The sequence below is a fragment of the Xanthomonas phaseoli pv. dieffenbachiae genome (assembly GCF_008639345.1).
Lineage (GTDB): Bacteria > Pseudomonadota > Gammaproteobacteria > Xanthomonadales > Xanthomonadaceae > Xanthomonas > Xanthomonas phaseoli.
On the sequence record NZ_CP041380.1, the window covers coordinates 2,954,167 to 2,975,166 of the forward strand.

The window sequence follows — 21,000 nt, forward strand, 5'->3', positions numbered from 1 at the left end:
CACGGGAACGTTCGAATAGCATCGTCACTGGATCTGCCTCCACGACTGTCTTCCGCAGGGATAAGGAACATACATCGGCTGCGCGCCAGCCACATTGATTACCATCCAGCAAGAGCTACCACCGGGTGGCAGAGACCCGCCTGTCTCGGAGGGAGTCAAGCGTGGAATTGCTGAAACACCCACGTCTTTCACGGGCGTCGTCCCCTGCGTGGTCAACGACGTCGCCGCAGTGCCGGAGGCAAAAGCTGCCCCGGAGGGAGAGCCGTTTCTTGCGACATCCAGCGCCGCACCACCTGTGCGGGTGTTCAACCCAAACAGCCAGTTGCTCCCCTGAGATGCACAGCCCACGCTGTTGGGATTGGGAACATAAGTGGGTATAAAAACAATACCCGACGCAACACTAGGATTCCCCACCATACGCTCGCCAGCCGGTAGATCCACATACCACCCCTGCCCGCCTGCCACGCTAGAGCCCATCACCAGACTGCGAGATGTACCAGAGGTGGCGATCGAGTTGGCCTGGAGGTTCGAACGCGTAATCGTGCTGGTGACGCTCCCCGTAGCGACGTCGTTGATGCCATACAGAGACTGGATCGCTGTATCGAACGGGTCGTTCTGGAAAGAGAAGCTGCCAGTACCGAAGAACAACGTCACACCACCATTTTCACCGGCACTGGCCACCAGGCCACCCGTGATCGGCTGCCGGTATGTCGCGCCATTCTCGACAGACGTGCGACTGGTGAACAGCGGAACCGTCAGCGCAGTCGTAGTGTTGCGCAAATCGAATTTCCAAATAGCTCCCTTTTGATCGGCAGCATAGACAGTATCTGCGTAGCCATCACGCACTCTTTCCGACTGGCCCGTGCCGCCCCACCGATCAACAACCACGATATTGCCCAAACCGTTGCTACCAGAGACAGTACTGCCGCTCTCGGCAGCTTCAATCATCGTTACGGTCGGCGTGCCTGTCTTGATATCCACAAGAAACAGGACAGCCTTCCCGCTAGCGCTGTTGTAGCCGTTGCCGAAGACCGCCTTCCAGGTCACCGTGCCATTCGAACTCAAGATCGGCACGATGACTGGCTTGCCGAGCACAAATCCGATATTGGCACGTATGGCAGCGGACAACGAGCTGTCGAGATCGCTAATCTCCCAAAGCCGGCTAGCCGCAGTCACACTGGTAGGCGTCGTAACGTCCATCGCAAAAACACTTCGGCCGCCAGCGCCAGCAGTGCCGACTAGGCTGGCCTTCCATGCGCCGCCGTAGTAGGTGTCGGATATGGCCAAGGGCCCATCGACATAGTAGCGGTGACCGAATTTCTGATCGCTTTGATTGGCCGGGTCATACGGCAAGAGAAGATTCCCCATATGGCCCAGTGCGGTCGACGGGATATATGCAAAACGCTCGACCCCGCCGTTGGAGGCCATAACGCCATCGCCATTCATACCACCGTCGAAACCGTGCAGCATTCCATCATTGGCCCCCACATAGACCATATAGTTACGGCCGGCCTTTTTCGTATTCAAATAGGCCTGATAGGTAGCCCCAGGGTTGCCCGGCAGGCTTCCGTAACCATAATCATCCAGTGGACTACTGATCACGGGAGTCGAGTTGACGATGTCGCCCAGAACAGTCGTTCGGTCACGCAAGCGACCTCCGCTTCGCACTTCTCCAGACGCGTCCCCGCGCAAATATGCAGTCGCCGTCGCTGCATTCGCCCCAAGAGTTGCAAGATCCAAAGCAGTGCACAAGGACATGCCCGGGTAAAGCGCAGTCGACTTGGTGCAAAGATCCGACAAAGAGACATTCGTCTCGTTGAACGCCGAAACCACCCCGGCCTTGCTCACCAACACATTACGCGCTGCAGCGGACGGCATGCGCGCGCTAGCTTCCCATGCAGCAGTGCTGACCGCTACGCGGGTCTGCGGGTTGACCGAGACAGTGTACCCGGTGAGCCGCCCAAACCAGTCTGTGCCCTCATTTGCAATTTCATAGTTCGGGGCAACCGAGAAGGATCCTACGCCGATGCGGGCACCACTCTGAGCCAGAGTACCTGAAGGCGAAGAGCCCGCCGTCACCGACGAAAGCACACGTCGCATTGCTTGAGTGATTTCGGCCGGGGTCCGGGCGTTGATGTACTGGCCACGCGTGTTCGTAGCCGCATGCCAGATATCGTCGACAGTGCTTCGCTCATCGTTCTCGCGAGGCGGCCAATTTTGATAAATCGCCGGGGTCGTGTACGCGTCCTGCACAACATTTGGATTGAAAAGATTACCTCGTGCACCCAAAGTAATGCCATAGAAGTTAACATGCAGATTCTTCTGACAATCCAGCCTTACACTTGCATTAGCGGTGTTGCATGAACTCGGAACGGGCACCAAACCAGAGGGCATATCCGCTCGAATGGGAGAACCACCGTTTATATTATTGTAATACTTGGCAGCAATGTCGCCCATGGTGTTATCGTACGTGTCGGCAAAAGGAATCCCCATATTCCCGTCGCCGCTCGCGTTACTTACGGATGGGCCATCCTGATTACTGTATCCATCCGTAAACAGCATGACCGCATTTTTTTGGCATGCCAACTGCACAGGAGCTGCACTATCAGTCCGCTGAAACTGGATACCAGCGGCGTTGACCGCCTGCCGATTTGGCGTTCCGCCACTAGCGGGCAGGGCTAGAATCGAATTATACAGGGCGGTCTTCTCGCTTTGCGTACCCATGTTGCGCATAGGCAATTTTTCATTAACCGAGTCATAACTTGCGTTCTGGTTAATCCTAAAAAAACCAACTCGCATATTATTAACGTTAGCTAACGACCTGGTCATGCCAGCAATGATTGCTCGATTTCGATTTCCATAGAATGAAAACCAATTTGCAAAGTTTTGAAGGGCATCAATATTTGTGGCCTTTATTGTGTACTTCCACATATCGCAGCCAGTACCACATACATTACGCACCCGATCGCGCTGGACCGCATCGTAAGCGGCGGTGCCAGCGAGAAGCGGCCTGGCGTCCGTGTCGCTTGTATAAGGCACAAAGAAAGTCGCCGGCCAGAACCTGATCAGCAGCGTCTGCGAACCACCATTCCAGGTTACGTCGGAAGTCGTTATCTGTTCATTCCCGAAATAAAGATTTCCATTATTATCCTGGAAACGCTGCTTGTATCCAGTACCGCGAGGGAGCACCATTCCGTTCTGAATTCTGAAACTGCTGCTGAAATCATCCCCCATATAGTTGGAAGCAAGCGCTACAGTGGCGCCGGCTTGGAGGGGGTTGATCCGCGTGTTGACCAAATCCGCCTGAGGAAAAGGATTTCCATCGTTATTTATCCACGGGTCGTACTTGACCTCAGGATCGTAATAGGTGGGGTTGTAGGCAGCAGAGCGCGCAAACCCAAGGCTATCCAGGGGTGGGATGCCGCGACGGTTTTCGTCGATACGAACGCCGGGCAGGACATGGTTATAACCACACCCCACGCTTGGCGAATCCTCGGTGTTCAATACGCCCTGAGCAGAAAAGAAGCTGAGTCTAGCCGTGCTCCAGCATCCTTGACCGTCCTGTCCTGGAAACTGGGTCTGAAATGTCATCGAGCCCGAATCGTCCACCGCCATGATGAACGCAGGAGGCGTCTGCACCTGATCGTTCATCGGCGCCTGAGCCAGTACGCCCTGTCCTTGCGCAGCAATCAAGGTGTAGATGAAGAACCCTAACCCGACCGCACCCGTCAGTGCCGAAGCAAGGACCACTTTTTTCGTGTGAGCTGTCATTTGCGTTTCTTCAGAGTTTGAAAACGGTATCTATCGCTGCTTCGGAACTGGCATTATCGTTGTCGTCGGCAGCAACACCGGTAATTTGAAAAACTGGAGATGCTGGATCGACCGGCTGGCCCATCCCGATGTTTGCTTCGCCCTGGATACATTGATCGATCTGACGGACATTGACCGCACGATTGGATGTCTGCGACTGGGCCCATTGCATCGGATCAAAGCCATCGTCGCACACCCGCTTGATGTCACCCGAATTCACCAGACTAGAGGTATCGCTCGAAGACGTGGTTCGATTTGAGATCTTCTCCACAGAATTCTCGGCGTTTCTAACCGTTCCCTCTGCCTCCTCGAACGCACGATTCACTGCGCGATAATTCGACGCCATCTTCTCCTGCATGCCGGAGACTTGAATACCTGCAATGCCGATTAATGCCAACAGCACCAAAATTATCAGCGCAACATATAGGACAGCACCCTTCTCCCGTCCAGACCCGACTCTTGGCATCATGCGCTTTTTGAACACAGGTAGCATTCTCATGATCAATTTCCGAACAATCGGTTACGGAGAGCCACGGAAAGTTCATAGCTGGCCCGATATCGTCCATCATTGGTCGTAGGTGGGATTACCGTTACTCCCAATACACCAAGACGATTTTCGGTACGCTGCGCTGCTGCGGCAGCAGGAGTCGGACTGCGCACAAGAACGCCAACCTGCACCTGACCAACCCGCCGCCATTGATTAGCGGCTGCTGCATCGGTTGTAACGGCAACATCGCTGGCAACCCTCTGCACGGTGATGTTGCCGACGGGAGGAGTCTGCGTCGCAATTGTTTCGGTAGTGTCCAATCCATAAAGGAATTGAAGGCTTTCGATGCCTTCTACCAGTTCTTCGCTGGTGTATTGGCCATTACCTCCGGCCCGAGCCCGGCGCAGCGCAGGCTCTCCGGTATCTGGATTGTTGGCGACGTAGTAGACCAGTGATTCCGCACGATAAACCATGGTCTGCCCGGTGGGCTGTACGACATATCTTCCGGCCAGGTTGACTCCTGAGGCCACCACGGTTCCGGCCGTGGTCGTGCCGGCAAAAACGTCGGCATGTGCGCAATCGGCAATTCCGAACAGTGTTGGTGCGGCAACGCCATCATCCGTCAGCCGCGCCCAGCGGGTGGCATCCATTGTCAATGTCGTATTGGAACCCGCCGCCACGATACCCGTCGCAGGGACGCCTTCGGCGGAAAGAAAACGCAAGACGATGATATCGCTACCCGCTACTGGCGCTGGACTGAGGTTCTGGATTGCCGCAGGCAATCCAGTGACAGAACCTGCGCTCGCTCCGATAGTGACCGCTTGCCCGGGAGCAGTACCCGGCGCCTCGTACCCTTGAATTGATACAGAAAAGTCAAGCGGTGTGCCGCTCCCCGTTGTGGCAGAAAGATTGACTCGTGGATCGCCTTGCCCCTTCACAAACTGCGCCTGATCGTTGACACATCCAAAATGCCCGGCCATCCGGATATCACGGGCCAGATAATCCAGCGCGAAGCGCCCATTCTCCTGAGCGCGCGAGGCGCCCTCGGATAGCTGAGCAGCAGTACGCGATGCGGAAAAAATCTGGATGACGCCCAACAGCAGCACCAGCCCGATCACCATCGCAATCATGAGCTCGATCAGGGACACACCCGCATTGCGCCTATACCCACTCATCGCAGTCAAATCTCCGTACGTAGGGCAAAACTTGTAATGGTGTCGGGATTATCCTTATCCCAGCGCTGATCGCCCCAGCTGATCGACACTGTCGCCACTCCATTTACATAAGTGACAGTAGCGGCGGCTTTATCTCCCAAAGCTTTTGCGACCTGACACTGCCATCGCGCAATGTTTTGAGCGACAGGAACCGCGGTGCCGGTGGGGTAAGCGCAGGCGCCCGTCGGGGTAACAGAACCGGCAGCGAACGTAGCAGCAGTGTACTGCGTCACCAGATACCGGTTCGATCGCATTTGATCGGTGAGGTCGTATGCAAGATTGGTCGCCTGCGTCCGGTAATTTGCACTTTGCACGAACCGTACATTCATGGTCTGCAGCAATGCGAACCCCAGCAAACCGAAGGCCAGCACAAGAATGGCGATCAGCACTTCGATCAAAGTGAAGCCCCGCGACGAGCGCGCGTTGAAGCGAGCAAGCTTGCTCATACACAAGTCTCTTTTTTGCTACGAATTTGCCCAGATGCGTTCACAGTTAATGACCGCCTCAGTGGCTGACTACCGCACTGATCCGGCCGGAGAGTGACTTGCTGGTCTGCAGCTGCGCGACGTCGACCACGGGCATCGAAGGCGATTACCGTCCCGCTGGTAGGCCCCTGGACAACGAGCAAGGGATTGCCGGTCGAGTAGCGCAGCACGGTTTCCCCGGCGTCGAAGCTGCCGTTCCCATTAGTGTCGCTCCAAGCCATAACTCCTCCACTCCAGTTGCCGTCGCAGCTATTACCGTTAGAGCTGCCACAGATGCCTCCGCCTCGACCGTTGCGGATGGCCTCGCTTCTGGAAAGATTTAGAAGAGCAATGAGCTCATTGTTGGCGGCAGCCACACGGTTTGATCGCAAAACCCCTTGAAAGCTCGGATAACCGATGGCGACCACGATCGCAAGCACAGCGATCGTTACCATGAGTTCAATCAGAGTGAACCCGCGTGAACGGACAACAGGCATTAGACGCTCCCCAGCGTTGGCCCTAGCAGCTTCGTCAAAGTTCACACCCGACGCAATCGGCCGCGGATGGGCGGTAAAAATGGCCGACGAACGACGTCGGCCAGGCCGTAACTCCGCAAAATCCTTAGGTCACCACCCGATAACAAGGCCGGTAGTCCCCCGAGATCTTCATCCGGCGCTGCTCGACGAAGCCGCGCAGGAGTTCGTCCAGTGCCTGCATGATCTCGGGATCGCCGTGGATTTCGAAGGGGCCGAATTCCTCGATGCGGCGCATGCCGTCTTCCTTGACGTTGCCGGCGACGATGCCGGAGAAGGCACGGCGCAGGTCGGCGGCAAGGGCCGGCGCCGGGCGGCCGTGGTGCAGGTCCAGCGCAGCCATCGCTTCGTGGCTAGGCTCGAAGGGCTGCTGGTACTCGAGCGGGATGTGCACGGACCAGTTGAAGTAATACGAGTCTTTCTGGTCCTTGCGGTGTGCGCGCACTCCGTGGACCCCCTCGGCCATACGGCGCGCCACGGCGACCGGGTCGCCGACGATGATCTCGTAGCGCGAGGCGGCAGCGTTCCCCAGGGTGAGGCGAATGAAACGGTCGATCTGCTCGAAGTACGGCGCGGCGATGGTCGGGCCGGTGAGGATCAGCGGGAACGGCACATCCGCGTTTTCTTCGCGCAGCAGGATGCCGAGCAGATAGAGAATTTCCTCTGCGGTACCGACGCCGCCTGGGAAGACCAGGATGCCGTGCCCGATGCGGACGAAGGCCTCAAGGCGCTTCTCGATGTCCGGCATGATCACCAGATGGTTGACGATCGGGTTCGGCGATTCGGCGGCAATGATGCCGGGCTCGGTGACGCCGATGTAGCGGGTATTGTGCTTGCGCTGCTTGGCATGCGCGATGGTGGCGCCCTTCATCGGACCCTTCATGGCGCCCGGGCCGCAGCCGGTGCAGATATCCAGCCCGCGCAAGCCAAGCTCGTAGCCGACCTGCTTGGTGTAGAGGTATTCATCGCGCGAGATGGAATGGCCGCCCCAGCACACGACCAGGTTCGGGTCCAACGGTTGCAGGATGCGCGCATTACGCAGCTGACCGAACACGGCATTGGTGATGCCTTCGCTGGTGTCCAGGTCGGCGCGCTGCGCTTCGAGCTCGATGGCCATGTAGGCGAGGTCGCGCACAACGGCGAACAACAGCTCGGCCACGCCGCGGATGATCTCGCCATCGACGAACGCCATTGCCGGCGCGTTGGTCAGATCGATGCGGATGCCGCGGTCTTGCTGGTTCACCTGGATGTCGAAATCCGGGTAGAGATCGCGTGCGGCACGCGGGTCGTCCGATGCGCTTCCGCTGGTCAGCACGGCCAGCGCACAGCGGCGCAACAGCTCATGCATGCCACCGCTGGATGCGTCGCGCAACCGTGCTACTTCTGCCTTGGACAACACATCCAGCCCACCGCGCGGATAGATCCGCGCATCCACCACCGGCAGCGCCCGTGCTGCCGTACTGCTGAGTTCCATAGCATGCTCCTGTCGTATGCACGGAACTTTAGCGTACTCACCCGCACAAAAGAAAACGGCCGGGAGACCCCGGCCGTTTTTTCAAACATCGACACGCTAGCCGGCTTTAGAACTGGTAGCGGAAGCCCAGCTGCAGCGCCCAGCGGGAGATGCCCTTGTCGTCGTAGATGGTCGCGGCATCCGGCTCGTTGAAGCGGTAAACGTACTTGCCGGTCGCTGCATCGATACCGCCGTATTCAGCGACACCCTTGAAGCCCGGGAATGCGTACTCATCGACGCGGCCCCACTTCTTGTTGAGCAGGTTGCCCACGTTCATGACGTCGACCCAGATCTGCGCCTTGTTGCCATCGAAGAAACCAGGAAGCTCCTGCTCGATGTGTAGATCGAACTGGTTGACCCACGAATTACGCACCGCATTGCGACCGGCAACCTGGCCCTTGTGCGTGGACAAGTACTGGTCATTGTTGACGTAATTCCAGAACGCGTTTTCTTCGGCCGCGTTACGGAACAGCACATCGCCGCGCGCCGCCGGGATATACAACAGGTCGTTGGAGCGACCGTCGCCATTGGCATCGTTGTCGAACGTATAGCTATAGGGACGACCGCTACGGCCTTGATACACAAGACCGACCTTTGTTGCAAAATCGCCGAAGAAATTATGCTTCCACTGCAGCGTACCCAGGAAACTGTCCTTAATTTCGTATGCAGAGGTTGCATTGACCTCTTCATTCGCCTGGAAGGTTGCGGTGTTGAGCAACTGCGAACTCGAAGTGGAACTGGTCAGACCGCTGACTTCCTTCGCGTTCGAGTAGGTATAAGCCAAGCTCCACGACCAGTCGCTGTCATTGAACGGCTTGTTCAAGCCGACAGTGAAACTCTGTGAGCCACCCCGATCGGTGGGGCGCGCAATGATGGCATCGTTGAAGCTCATGTTGCGACCAGCACGAATATCGGTACCGCTGTTCACACATGACGAGCCAGCCGCAACACCCGTCTCGCGGAGACATGCATTACCCAGGGAATTCCAATTAGCCGGATTGCGGCCATTGGCGTTCCAGTAGATGTCACGACCATCCTGGCCAACTGCCGTCGGATTACCGAGATTGAGCTGCTGGTAATAAATCGCTTCCTTGACTTTGGTCACCACGCCTTCCATCGAGGCGACGATGCCGTACCACGGCAACTCGGTATCGAACGCGAGGTTTGCTTTCCAAACGGACGGCTGACTCAGATCCTTGTCAACAAAGTCGACCGACTGCGTGGCGCCCGATGTTCCGCGCGGCTGGTTGTTGATATCCGGCGTGAAGCGGATACCACTGTTGGAGGCGTTATTGAAGTTGTAATCGGTGTAAGCCAAACCCGTATTGGAATACGGGTTGGACAACCAAACCGACGCGGCAGCACCCTGGAACAGACCAACACCGCCACGCAGCTGGGTCGGACGATCTGCATCGAAGGTGTAGTTGAAACCAAAGCGCGGCTGCCACAAGCCATTGCCGTCAATGGTTTCATCATTGCGAAGACCGAATGCGTTGAACGCAGCCTGGTTGAACTGCGGTGAGTTCTTCACCATCGGTTCGTCGTAACGCAGGCCGAAGTTCAGCGTCAGGTTGCTATTGACGGCCCAAGAATCCTGCAAGAACACGCCCACGTTCCGCATGCCCCACTTCGCAGCGATATTATCGATCCCGGTGGGCGAATACGAGTAACGATACGCGTTCGGCAGATTCGCCTGGTAGTTGGCAACCGAATTGAAGGTGTAGCTGCCGAAGACACGCGGACCGTACAAGTTGTAGATGTCGTTGTCTTCGTAGTCGAACCCGAACTTGACCGTGTGGTCATTCAAGAACAGCGTGCCGGCGAAGAACGCGTTCCAGGTTTCGGTGCGCAACTCGTTAGCCTGAGTATTGGCTTCAGTACCAAGATTTAAGGTGTTGTTGCCAAAACGCACAGCGATGGCCGGCAACTGCGATGCCGCAGTACGAACTGCCGAGTAATCGCGATAAGACACCTTGGCTTCGGTCGAGAAAGTATCGGTCCAATCGCTGAACAACTGACCGGTGTAGGTCTCGAGCTCGAAGTCGCGCACATAGTGGTACGAGTTCAACGCCAGCTGGTTGTTGCCGAACCCGTTGAGATTGGCCGTGCTCTGCTCGGACTTGCCATAGCGGAACGAACCACGATGCTTATCGCTGATGTTCCAATCCAGCTTGAAGCCCTTCTCTTCCGAATCAGAATCCAAAGCCGGCAAGGCCAGGGTCCCAGGGTCGAAGCCATAGACATTGCGCGAGATATCGATCACCTGATCGACCTGCGCCTGGGTAATACCGACTTCATTGCTGGCACCAGAACCGGCCGGACCATAGCCACTGTTACCGGTAAACACGCCCTTGCCCTTGTACTTCTCGTAGTTGGCGAAGAAGAACAATTTGTCCTTGACGATCGGGCCGCCAAGGGTCAGACCATACGTCGCTTCGTTGTCGAACAGCTGCGGGCGGATGTTGTTCTGATTCTTGCCCGACCAGTCGTTCTCGCGATAAGTGCCGTAGACCGAACCATGGAATTCGTTTGTGCCCGACTTGGTGACGGCATTGATCACGCCACCGGTGCCGCCACTGATCGTAACGTCGTAGTTAGCCACGTCCACCGAGATTTCATCGATGACATCCATCGAGAACGGCTGGCGCGGGGTCGGCAGGCTGTTGGATTCCAGACCGAAGGCGTCGTTGGTGCTGATGCCGTCGACGCGGATCGCGTTGTAACGCGGGTTCTGGCCGGCGATGGAGATTTCGTTGCGGGCCTTGTCGGTTTGCGCAACGCGCGGATCCAGGCGCACATAGTCCTGCAGGTTACGGTTGATCGATGGCAGCGACTCGATTTCTTCGCGGGTCACGTTGGTGCCAGTGCCCATCTTGTTCGCGCTGAAAATGGCCGAGCCGTAATTGCCGGCGATTGCCTGCACGGTGCCCAGCGTCGCCAGATCGCCGCCCAGGGCGGCATCGACCTGGTTGACCTTGTCCAGATTCAGATACACGCCTTCGCGGGTGGTGTTGCCAGCGCCCGAAGCGGTAATGGTGATGGTGTACGGCCCGCCCACACGCAAGCCGCGCGCGTTATAGCGTCCGCTGGCATCGGTGGTGGCGCGGCTGACCGTTCCGGACTCCACATGCGTGATGGTGACTTCGGCGTTCGGGACGGGCTGGCCGCCACTGCCGGTCACCAGGCCGGCGACGCCAGCCGAGGTGCTTTGCGCAAATACAGGAGCGGCGGCGAGCGCGGCGACAAGGCCAAGCGTCAGCTTGGACATGCGGAGATAACGGGGATGGGTCATTTCGGTAGCCTCGATACAGGTTGGGCAGTGACAAAAAGGCGCAGTCAGCCCAACCGTTCCCGGGGGTGGGCTGCCGATGATCTGGGGTCCCTTGCCGCGCGACTGGTTGCTGCCGCAACGGTTAACAACAGATTAACACGCTAAGGCCTGATTGTGACGACGGCGTGACAAACTTCGCGCACTGCTACATGAACTGCGAAGTTAGGGGCGCAATCGCCAAATCGTGCAAGGTCGCAACCGGAGCGAGACGCACGTCGCGCCTCTGGCGCCGCAAAGTCGCGAGATCGGGTCAATTTGCCCAAACGCCCCCATTCGGCCACCGCGTGCGTGCTGCGCATGGTGGCGCCACTGTCCAAGCACCCCACCGAATATGACATTCCACCTGCACTCTTGCGTCACTGACGGATCGGCCTCAAGACAGGCGCGAGCGGCCAGGTGCTGCGCCGTCTTCCTCGTCCAGAGACCATCACGTCGCAACGCCACTTTTCCGGACGCGACGCTGCGCTGGCCGCCGTCACCATGAACCGTAGGCACGTCACCACAGCTGGCGCGGGTTGAATCCAGGCCATCGGCGCACGTCGACGTCCACATGCGACGCGATCGGCAAGCTGCGGGGCTGCGCTAGATCGACACCGGCAGCTTGAAATACGTGCCCAGGCCGTCCAGGAACATCTGTACCGAGATGGCGACCAGCAGCATGCCCATCAAGCGCTCGATGGCCGTCAGGGCGCGGTGGCCGAGCAGTTTGTATAACAGCGGCGCGGCGGCCAGGATCGACGAGGCGCCGATCCAGGCGATCATCAGGGCAAGGCTCCAGTCCCACAGCCGCGTGGGCTCGTTGCTGCCCATGAGCATCACCGCGGCCATGCCAGACGGGCCGGCCACCAGCGGGATGGCCAGCGGCACGATGAAGGGCTCGCCGTCGGGGATCTCGCCCATCAGGCCTTCGGGCCGCGGGAAGATCATGCGGATGCCGATCACGAACAGCACGATGCCGCCGGCGATGGCCACCGACTCCTGGCGCAGGTGCATCAGCTCCAGCGCGTACTTGCCGCCCCACAGGAACGCCATCAACACGCACAGGGCGATCAGCAGTTCACGCGCAAGCACGAAGCGCTGGCGCTTGGGTGGCAGCGGCTTGAGCACGCTGAGAAACACCGGAATGTTGCCCAGCGGGTCGAGAATCAGGAACAGCAGCAGCGCCGCGGAAAGAATGGTCATACCGACGGACTCCAGATCGCACCGCGATGCGTCGCCCCTGCGGCCGACAGCACGCTGACGCATGCAGGTGCGTAACGTGCGGCATCGACCGCGTCGTTGTCTTCGTGATGGGTGAATGCGCGTGCGCGCAATGCGGTGCGCATCGGGCCGGGCTGCAGGCCGCTGACGCGCACCGGGCCGGCGGCGGTTTCATGATGCAAGGTGGCGATCAAGCCGCGCTGCGCATGTTGGGCGGCGCCATACGCCCCCCAATAGGCCCGACCCACACGCGCGGGGTCGTCCACCACGAAGACAGCTGCCGCATCGTCCTGCTGCCGCAACAACGGCAGACACGCCTGGGTCAGCCAGGCACGCGCGGTCAGGTTGACGTGCAGGGTGCGTGCGAAATCTGCAGGTGAGGCCAGTTCGGTTGGCGTCAGGCCGGAAAAGTCGGCAGCGCACTGCAGCAGGCCATGCAGACCACCAAGTTCGGTCTGCAACCGTTGCGCAAGCGTGGCGTAGTCGTCCGGCGTGGCGCCGGCCAGATCCAGCGGATACAGCAGCGGCTCGGCACCCAGCGCTGCCACCGCGTCGTAGATGCGCTCCAGCGGGCGCACCTTGCGACCAAGCAGGACCACCGTGGCGCCTGCAGCCGCACATGCCTGCGCCGCGGCGGCGCCGAGGCCGCCGCCGGCGCCGGTCACCAGCACGACCCGTCCCGACAAGGCGGCCGACTGCGGCTGGGCCTGCACCGAACTCACGGCTGGTACGCCTCGCTGACAATGCGCTTGAGCTCGCCGGCCTCGAATAGTTCCAGCGTGATGTCGCAGCCGCCGATCAGCTCGCCATGGATGAACAACTGCGGAAACGTAGGCCAGTTGGAGTAGCGCGGCAGATTTGCGCGCACTTCGGGCTCTTCCAACACGTTGACCGTACGCAGTTGGTCGGCACCGGCGGCCACCAAGGCCTGCACGGCGCGACTGGAAAACTCGCACATCGGAAATTGCGGGGTGCCTTTCATGAACAGCACGATCGGGTGTTGTTCGACTTCGGCCTGGATCCGTTCCATCACCGGCATTGGACTCTCCTGACTGGGAGCGGCAGGCCCGACCGCCGGGTCGGATAGACTTCCGCAAAGGCGCGCATTGTAAGCCTTCAGCGCGACCTATCGCCGCACTCCCTTCGCTGCCACTGCCATCATGCCGATCGAACACGTTGCACTGCCCTACTCTCGCGCTGCCCTGGAGCCGCATCTGTCCGCCGCAACACTGGAGGCGCATCACGGCGTCTGTCACCGCAGCGAGGTCGAACAGCTCAACGCGCGCATCGAAGGCAGCGAATTTGCTGAGTTGACGCTGGAAGAGATCATCGCGCAGGCGCAGGGCACGCTGTTTCATCTGGCCGCACAGGTGTGGAACCACAATTTCTATTGGCAGTGCCTGCGGCCGCGCGCTGGCGGGGAGCCACTTGGACGGCTGGGCGACGGCATCGCCAAATCGTTCGGCGACTTCGTGCATTTCAAGCAGGAGTTCACGCGTGTGGCGTTGAGCAGCTTCGGCTCGGGCTGGGTGTGGCTGGTGCAGCGCCCGGACGGCGCGCTGGCAGTGGTCGCCACACCCAACGCCTCCACCCCACTCACCGGGCCGGACATCCCGCTGCTCGCCTGCGATATCTGGGAGCACGCGTACTACCTGGACTACCAGCAGGATCGCGCGCGCTACCTGGAGGCGTTCTGGAAGCTGGTGAACTGGGATTTTGTCGCAAGCCGGCTGGGCTGACCTGGCCGCTCAGCGTTCAGACGCAGATGCGGACTGGCTCATCTGCTGGAACATCGCAGAACGGGTCCGCGCCCGACACCGACGCGCCCTCGCAGACGGCGCGCGGCGTCGCATGCGATCACCACCGAGACGCTGCGCGCATCAGCCTTCGTTCAAACGCGCAACCACTGGCCGAGCCTGCGCATCGCGCTGCAGCGCAGCGCCGGCATCGCTCACTGCCAGCGCCAGCGCCTGCGCCGTCTCCGCGCGCAGCGTTGCGTGTCCCACCTTGCGTCCATCGCGCGCTTGCTTGCCGTAGTCGTGCCAATGCCCACCGGGCACCGCCAGGAACGCCCTGGCGTCTGGCATCGCGCCCAGCCAGTTGAGCATGCAGGCGTGGCCGCGCATCGCAGTACTGCCCAGTGGCAAGCCAAGCACGGCCCGCACATGATTTTCGAATTGCGAGGTCTCGGCGCCCTCGATGGTCCAATGCCCCGAGTTATGCACGCGCGGCGCCATTTCGTTGGCAAGCAACTCACCGTCGCGCACGAACAGTTCCAGCGCAAATACGCCGACATAGTCGAGCTTTTCCGCCACGGCACGCGCGTGCGATTCGGCCGAGGCTTGTAGCGCCGCCTCCACGCTCGCCGGTGCCAGGCTGGCCGACAGCACACCGTCCACATGCCAATTTTCGGTCAATGGCCAGGCGCGGAATTCGCCATCGCGCCCGCGCACTGCAACCACGCTGACCTCGCGCTGGAACGGCACGAACGCTTCCACGATCAACCCGACGTGCGCCGCCTGTGCGCCAAGCGCGTCCCACGCTGCATCGGCATCGGCGAGCGACTTGATACGGAACTGGCCCTTGCCGTCGTAGCCGAAGCGGCGGGTCTTCAGCACGCAGGGCGTACCGATCCGCGCAAGTGCTGCGTCCAGGCCGGCGCGGTCGTCGATCGCGGCAAACTCGGGCACCGGAATGCCGAGCTCGCGGAACAGGGTTTTTTCGCTGAGCCGGTCCTGCGCAACCGCAAGCGCAGCCGGACTCGGAAACACCGGCACCTGGGCGGCAAGTTGCTGCGCGCTGGCGGCCGGCACGTTTTCGAAATCGAAGGTGATCACGTCCACCTGCTGGGCGAATGCGGCCAGGGTCGCCGCGTCTTCGAACGCGCCAACCTGCAGCGGTGCCACCTGGCCTGCGCAGGCATCGGCTGCCGGGTCGAAGACCGCAAAGCGTATGCCCAGCGGCGCCCCAGCCAGTACCAACATGCGCGCCAGCTGGCCGCCACCGAGAATGCCGACCGTGCTCATTGGCGTGGGTCGTCGCTGGCCATGACATCGTCGGTCTGTTTGGCGCGGAACTGCGCCAGCGCCTGACCGACCTGCGCCTGCTCGGGCGCCAGCATGGCCGCCGCAAACAACGCCGCATTGGCCGCACCCGCATTGCCGATGGCGAAGGTCGCCACCGGAATGCCGGCCGGCATCTGCACGATCGACAGCAGCGAATCCATGCCGTTCAGCGCCTTGGACTGCACCGGCACGCCAAGCACCGGCACTGCGGTCTTGGCCGCCAGCATGCCCGGCAGGTGCGCCGCGCCGCCGGCGCCGGCAATGATCGCGCGCAGTCCGCGTTCGCCAGCCTGCTCGGCGTAGGCGAACAGGACGTCCGGGGTACGGTGCGCCGAGACCACCTTGACTTCGTACGGCACGCCCAGTGCGTCGAGCTTCTGAGCTGCGTGTTGCATGGTCTCCCAATCCGAACGGGAACCCATCACGATGCCGACCAGCGGCGCGGAGTGGTTGGAGGTCATGGCCCTGCCCTGCGGTAAAGACGTATTCTAGCCAATCTCCACGCAAGACAAGACTTCGATGGATCGCAAATTGCTCGACCTGCTGTGCTCGCCCGACACCCGCCAGCCGCTTTCGCTGCTCGACGGCAAGGGCCTGGAAGCACTCAATGCCGCCATCGCCGGCGGAACCCTGCAGCGCGCCGACGGCGCCGCGCAAACCCAGCCGCTGCGCGAAGCGCTGATCACCCGCGACCGCAAGCAGATCTTCCGCGTCGACGACGGCATTCCGGTGTTGCTGGCCGAGGAAGCCATCGCCACCGCACACATCGCCGACTTCCCCGAGAAGTGAGCCTGACCGTGCGCACCAACGTGCCGGACGCGCCACCGGCCGAATCGGTCGACGCCGACGTAGCGCGCGCCCTGGCCGAAGACATCGGCAGTGGCGATGTCACCGCTGCGCTATTGCCCGACCAGGCCGACAGCGCCTATCTGCTATGCAAGCAGGACGCGGTGATCGCCGGACGCCCCTGGTTTGATGCCACGCACCGCGCGCTCGACCCGCAGGTACGCATCGACTGGCAAGTGCATGAAGGCCAGCACGTCGGAGCCGGCACGGTGCTCGCGCTGTTGCAGGGGCGCAGCCGTAGCCTGGTCAGTGCCGAACGCACCTCGCTCAATTTCATGCAGACGCTGTCTGCCACGGCGACCACCACCGCGGCATATGTGGCTGCGGTGGCCGGCACGCGCGCGCGCATCCTGGACACACGCAAGACGCTGCCTGGCCTGCGCGCCGCGCAGAAATATGCCGTGCGCTGCGGCGGTGGCGACAATCACCGCATCGGCCTGTTCGACACGGTGATGCTCAAGGAGAACCACATCCGCGCCGCCGGTTCGTTGAGCGCGGCCGTGCATGCCGCACGCGCGCAGCAACCGCAGCTGCCGCTGGTGGTCGAAGTGGAAACGCTGGAACAGCTACACGAAGCACTGCAGGTTGGCTGCACACGCATCCTGATCGACGACTTCGACCAGGCAATGCGCCGAGAAGCGGTGCGTATCGTTGCTGCATTACCGCCGGAGCGACGCATTCCGCTGGAGGTCTCCGGCAGCGTGGATCTGGGCGGCATTCGCGCCATTGCCGAAGACGGAGTGGACTGCATTTCGATTGGCGGGCTCACCAAGCACGTGCAGGCAGTGGATCTGTCGCTCAAACTCGGCCCGCCGCCAAAGCGCTGATTTCACGCGTGCGCGCAGCCGGCTCTGGCAGCCTGCTGCGATTGTTTCCGTGCAGGACCTGCAATGACCGTCAAACCTTGGCCGTGGATCTGCTTCTTGCTGGCAGGTATCGGAAGCAGCGCTGCGGCTGCGGAAGTGTGCGATATCCCGCCACGGTTCGGAACGAGTCCCGCCGCGATCGCCATCGTGCGCAACGCCTGCAATGAGCATCGACTGTGGCAACGCCCGTTTATCGATGCCAAGGGTCGCCTGGCCAGCCTTGGCGTTACCGAAGCCGAATCGGGCTATCTCGCCGATCATGCCGTGGTCGCCTGGCAACGCGTTGCAGGCTACTGGCGCGACAGCGGCACGCTTGCGTCGATGGGCGGACGCCCCGGCGCATCGAGTTGCGCGGCACTGGATGGTACGCGCTACACCGCCAGCGACTGCCGGGCATTCCTGATCGACAACCCATGGTCGGCCGCTTTCATCTCCTGGGTAATGACGCAATCGGGGTTGAGCGGTTTTCATCGCTCCGCGCGCCATCTGGATTACATCCGCAGCGCCTACAACGACGGCGCTACCGGCCCGTACCGGTTCACCGATCCTGCAGTCGAGAAGCCGGCGCCAGGCGATCTGCTGTGTCTGCTGCGCGGCCGCAGCACTGCGTTGGGCTATGCCGGCCTGAAAGCCGCGCTGGGCGGCAGTGCGCCGATGCCGTGGCAGTCGCATTGCGATGTCGTGGTAGCCGCCAATGTCGGCGGCGATCGCACGTTGTATCTGATCGGCGGCAACGTCTTCAACACGGTGATGATGCGCAAGATGCCGCTGGATCGCGCCGGCCGCGTGGTGTTGCCAACACCGCAATCGGACAGCAGCCAGGATCAGAACGAAGACAGCTTGGGCATCGCCAGCGAATGCACGCCGGCGCACGAAGAACTGTGCGACTTCAATCGCCGCGACTGGGCCGCACTGTTGAAACTGCGTCCTGATGCGGCAATGGTTGCGCCGGCACCGACCGCGCCGCTGCCCACACCCGACACCGTGCCTACAGAACAAACAATGCCGCCGGGCTTCCCACGCGTCGTGCCACCACGCCCGGAAGCCCAGCCTGCGCCGACACAACAACAGCAACCTGAGTAAAGACGGATTCCAAGCCCCTCTCCTGCGGGAGAGGAGTTGGGGTGAGGGTACGTGACGGAGGCTTCGCTCAGTTCACAGCACCAGGCTCCGCCCATACCCTCATCCGGCGCTACGCGCCACCTTCTTCCGGTGGGAGAAGGAACAAAGCTGCTGGCGACGGGTGTGGGTAGGACGAGGCCGCAACGCCGAAGCGGCACATCAACTGCACGATGCGGCGCACCTTGTCCGACGCCATGCATTTCCTCTTGGTGCGAGCAGGAGTCAGACAGCCCTGCTAGCCACAACAAAAAAAAAACGGGCCGAAGCCCGCTTTTTTGTCATGCATCATGCGTGATGCATCAGCATGCGGCGATTACTCCGCCGACGCCTGCACGCCTTCGCCTTCTTCCACTGCCTTGATCGACAGACGGATGCGGCCCTGCTTGTCCACTTCCAGCACCTTGACGCGGACCAGATCGCCTTCCTTCAACTTGTCGCCGACCTTCTCCACGCGCTCGCTGGAAATCTGCGACACGTGCACCAGGCCGTCCTTGCCCGGCAGGATGGTGACGAACGCACCGAAGTCCATGATCTTGGCGACCTTGCCTTCGTAGATGCGGCCCGGCTCCACGTCCGAGGTGATCTGCTCGATGCGCGACTTGGCAGCCTGCGCGGCAATCGCGTTGACCGAAGCGATGATGATCGTGCCATCGTCCTGGATGTCGATCTGCGTGCCGGTTTCCTTGGTAATGGCCTGGATGGTCGAGCCACCCTTGCCGATCACTTCGCGGATCTTGTCCGGGTGGATCTTGATGGTCAGCAGTCGCGGCGCGTAGTCGCTCAGCTCCTGACGCGGGGTGGTCAGCGCATGCGCCATCTCGCCCAGGATATGCAGACGGCCAGCTTTGGCCTGCTGCAATGCCTGCTTCATGATCTCTTCGGTGATGCCTTCGATCTTGATGTCCATCTGCAGCGCGGACACGCCTTCGGCAGTACCGGCCACCTTGAAGTCCATGTCGCCGAGGTGATCTTCGTCACCCAGGATGTCGGAGAGCACGACGAAGTCGTTGCCTTCCTTGACCAGACCCATCGCGATACCTGCGACCGGCGCCTTGATCGGCACGCCGGCATCCATCAGCGCCAGCGAGCTGCCGCAAACCGATGCCATCGAGGACGAACCGTTGGACTCGGTGATTTCCGAGACCACGCGAATGGTGTACGGGAATTCTTCCAGAGTCGGCATCACGGCCAGCACGCCGCGCTTGGCCAGGCGGCCGTGGCCGATTTCGCGACGCTTCGGCGCACCGAAACGACCGCACTCGCCCACCGAATACGGAGGGAAGTTGTAATGGAACAGGAAGTTTTCCTTGTACTCGCCCGACACTGCGTCGATGACCTGACCGTCGCGCGCGGTGCCCAGCGTGGTGATCACGATCGCCTGCGTCTCGCCGCGGGTAAACAGCGCCGAGCCATGGGTACGCGGCAACACGCCGGCCTTGGCGCTGATCGGACGCACGGTATCCAGTGCACGGCCGTCGATGCGCACCTTGCTGCTCAACACCGAACCACGCATGGTCTGGTATTCCAGCTCGCCGAATTCCTTGGCCAGATCACCGGCAGCCCAGCCTTCGATGGTCGCGCGCGGCGCCAGGGCGCCCAGCACGTCCTTCTTGATCGCCGAAATCGCATCGCGGCGCTGCAGCTTGTCGCGCACCTGGAATGCCGACGCCAGCTGGTCGCCCACCGCTTCCTTCAGTGCGGCGATCATGCCGTCGTTCTTGGCCGGGGCCACCCAATCGGACGGCTTGGTGCCGGCTTCGACGGTCAGCTCGTTGATGACGTTGATGACCTTCTGCATCTCGCGATGACCGAACGTCACTGCGCCCAGCATCACTTCTTCGGACAGCAGCTCGGCTTCGGACTCGACCATCAGCACCGCGTTGGCGGTACCGGCCACGACCAGCTCCAGCTGCGAATCCTTCAGCTCGGTCACGGTCGGGTTGAGGATGTATTCGCCATTCTTGTAGCCGACCTTGGCGGCGCCGATCGGGCCCTTGAAGGGGGTGCCGGCCAGCGACAGTGCAGCCGAGGCGCCGATCAGCGCGGCGATGTCGCCGTCGATGTCCGGATTCATCGACATCACGGTGGCGATGATCTGCACTTCGTTCTTGTAGTCCTCCGGGAACAGCGGACGGATCGGACGATCGATCAGGCGCGAGATCAACGTTTCCTTCTCGGTCGCGCGTCCTTCGCGCTTGAAGAAGCCGCCCGGGATGCGGCCGCCAGCGTAGAACTTCTCCTGATAATCGACCGTCAGAGGAAAGAAGTCCTGCCCTTCGCGCGCGCTCTTGGCGGCGACGGCGGTGACCAGCAGTACGGTGTCGTCGAACTTGACGATCACGGCACCGCCTGCCTGGCGAGCGATTTCGCCCGTCTCAAGGGTGACGGTGTGCTTGCCGTACTGGAAGGTTTTGGTGATTTTTGCCACGGAGGTTTTTTCCCTTAGGTATTGCTGTCTGCGTTGGACCGTCGTCGACCCATGCCGAGAACGGGCGGCCGGGAGGCTCCGGCCCAAAAGTGCGTCTTGCTTAAAACGGAGTGCGATTGAC

General features: G+C 60.9%; 17 protein-coding genes. 4 read left to right on the forward strand and 13 right to left on the reverse strand.

Annotated elements, in window-relative coordinates; translation table 11 throughout:
* Positions 1-24: 24 nt before the first annotated feature.
* The 10 genes from FLG15_RS13400 to grxD all read right to left on the reverse strand — a co-directional run bounded on the left by FLG15_RS13400 (position 25) and on the right by grxD (position 13,591).
* Positions 25-3,771: a pilus assembly protein gene (locus FLG15_RS13400; protein WP_150146552.1), complete on the reverse strand. Its 3,747-nt coding sequence runs from the start codon at positions 3,769-3,771 to the stop codon at positions 25-27.
* A 10-nt stretch (positions 3,772-3,781) separates the two neighbouring features.
* Positions 3,782-4,309: a pilus assembly PilX family protein gene (locus tag FLG15_RS13405; protein ID WP_057679719.1), complete on the reverse strand. Its 528-nt coding sequence runs from the start codon at positions 4,307-4,309 to the stop codon at positions 3,782-3,784.
* 2 nt (positions 4,310-4,311) lie between these two features.
* Complete coding sequence (locus FLG15_RS13410) at positions 4,312-5,472, reverse strand: PilW family protein (protein WP_081022761.1); 1,161 nt, start codon at positions 5,470-5,472, stop codon at positions 4,312-4,314.
* Positions 5,473-5,477: 5 nt separating this feature from the next.
* The gene (gene pilV / locus FLG15_RS13415; RefSeq protein ID WP_057679713.1) at positions 5,478-5,957 is read right to left on the reverse strand and encodes a type IV pilus modification protein PilV; all 480 of its coding nucleotides are present in this window, start codon (positions 5,955-5,957) and stop codon (positions 5,478-5,480) included.
* Entirely contained in the window at positions 5,954-6,472 is a 519-nt protein-coding gene (locus FLG15_RS13420) for a GspH/FimT family pseudopilin (protein ID WP_081022786.1), read from the reverse strand. The genes pilV and FLG15_RS13420 overlap by 4 nt, the downstream gene beginning before the upstream one ends.
* 124 nt (positions 6,473-6,596) lie before the next feature.
* A complete protein-coding gene (gene ppnN / locus FLG15_RS13425) occupies positions 6,597-7,982 on the reverse strand; it encodes a nucleotide 5'-monophosphate nucleosidase PpnN (RefSeq protein WP_057679714.1) in 1,386 nt (461 codons plus the stop codon).
* A gap of 106 nt (positions 7,983-8,088) precedes the next feature.
* Entirely contained in the window at positions 8,089-11,313 is a 3,225-nt protein-coding gene (locus FLG15_RS13430) for a TonB-dependent receptor (protein ID WP_057679715.1), read from the reverse strand.
* A 621-nt stretch (positions 11,314-11,934) separates the two neighbouring features.
* Positions 11,935-12,534, reverse strand: a complete 600-nt coding sequence (locus FLG15_RS13440; RefSeq protein ID WP_003485603.1) for a YhgN family NAAT transporter — start codon at positions 12,532-12,534, stop codon at positions 11,935-11,937.
* On the reverse strand, positions 12,531-13,274 hold the full coding sequence (locus FLG15_RS13445; RefSeq protein ID WP_057679716.1) for an SDR family NAD(P)-dependent oxidoreductase: 744 nt from the start codon (positions 13,272-13,274) through the stop codon (positions 12,531-12,533). Before FLG15_RS13445 ends, FLG15_RS13440 begins: the two co-directional genes overlap by 4 nt.
* On the reverse strand, positions 13,271-13,591 hold the full coding sequence (gene grxD, locus FLG15_RS13450) for a Grx4 family monothiol glutaredoxin (RefSeq protein WP_003485599.1): 321 nt from the start codon (positions 13,589-13,591) through the stop codon (positions 13,271-13,273). The genes FLG15_RS13445 and grxD overlap by 4 nt, the downstream gene beginning before the upstream one ends.
* A gap of 121 nt (positions 13,592-13,712) precedes the next feature.
* On the opposite strand from grxD, the gene FLG15_RS13455 reads away from it, so the two are divergent.
* Complete coding sequence (locus FLG15_RS13455) at positions 13,713-14,291, forward strand: superoxide dismutase (RefSeq protein WP_057679717.1); 579 nt, start codon at positions 13,713-13,715, stop codon at positions 14,289-14,291.
* 141 nt (positions 14,292-14,432) lie between these two features.
* Here the strand turns inward: FLG15_RS13455 and FLG15_RS13460 are convergent, their stop codons facing one another.
* A complete protein-coding gene (locus tag FLG15_RS13460) occupies positions 14,433-15,578 on the reverse strand; it encodes a 5-(carboxyamino)imidazole ribonucleotide synthase (RefSeq protein ID WP_057686980.1) in 1,146 nt (381 codons plus the stop codon).
* Positions 15,575-16,078, reverse strand: coding sequence for a 5-(carboxyamino)imidazole ribonucleotide mutase (gene purE, locus FLG15_RS13465; RefSeq protein ID WP_017156106.1), 504 nt, complete (start codon positions 16,076-16,078; stop codon positions 15,575-15,577). The genes FLG15_RS13460 and purE overlap by 4 nt, the downstream gene beginning before the upstream one ends.
* Positions 16,079-16,136: 58 nt before the next feature.
* Between purE and FLG15_RS13470 the strand changes: the two genes are divergently transcribed.
* From FLG15_RS13470 to FLG15_RS13480, 3 genes are all read left to right on the forward strand, one after another.
* Positions 16,137-16,406 (forward strand): Trm112 family protein, encoded by a 270-nt coding sequence (locus FLG15_RS13470; RefSeq protein WP_017156105.1) that lies wholly within the window; start codon positions 16,137-16,139, stop codon positions 16,404-16,406.
* Positions 16,403-17,290, forward strand: a complete 888-nt coding sequence (nadC, locus tag FLG15_RS13475; protein WP_057678317.1) for a carboxylating nicotinate-nucleotide diphosphorylase — start codon at positions 16,403-16,405, stop codon at positions 17,288-17,290. Before FLG15_RS13470 ends, nadC begins: the two co-directional genes overlap by 4 nt.
* A 63-nt stretch (positions 17,291-17,353) precedes the next feature.
* Positions 17,354-18,412: a DUF2272 domain-containing protein gene (locus FLG15_RS13480; protein ID WP_150146555.1), complete on the forward strand. Its 1,059-nt coding sequence runs from the start codon at positions 17,354-17,356 to the stop codon at positions 18,410-18,412.
* A gap of 352 nt (positions 18,413-18,764) precedes the next feature.
* Here the strand turns inward: FLG15_RS13480 and pnp are convergent, their stop codons facing one another.
* Complete coding sequence (gene pnp / locus FLG15_RS13485) at positions 18,765-20,879, reverse strand: polyribonucleotide nucleotidyltransferase (RefSeq protein ID WP_017156102.1); 2,115 nt, start codon at positions 20,877-20,879, stop codon at positions 18,765-18,767.
* Positions 20,880-21,000 lie beyond the last annotated feature (121 nt).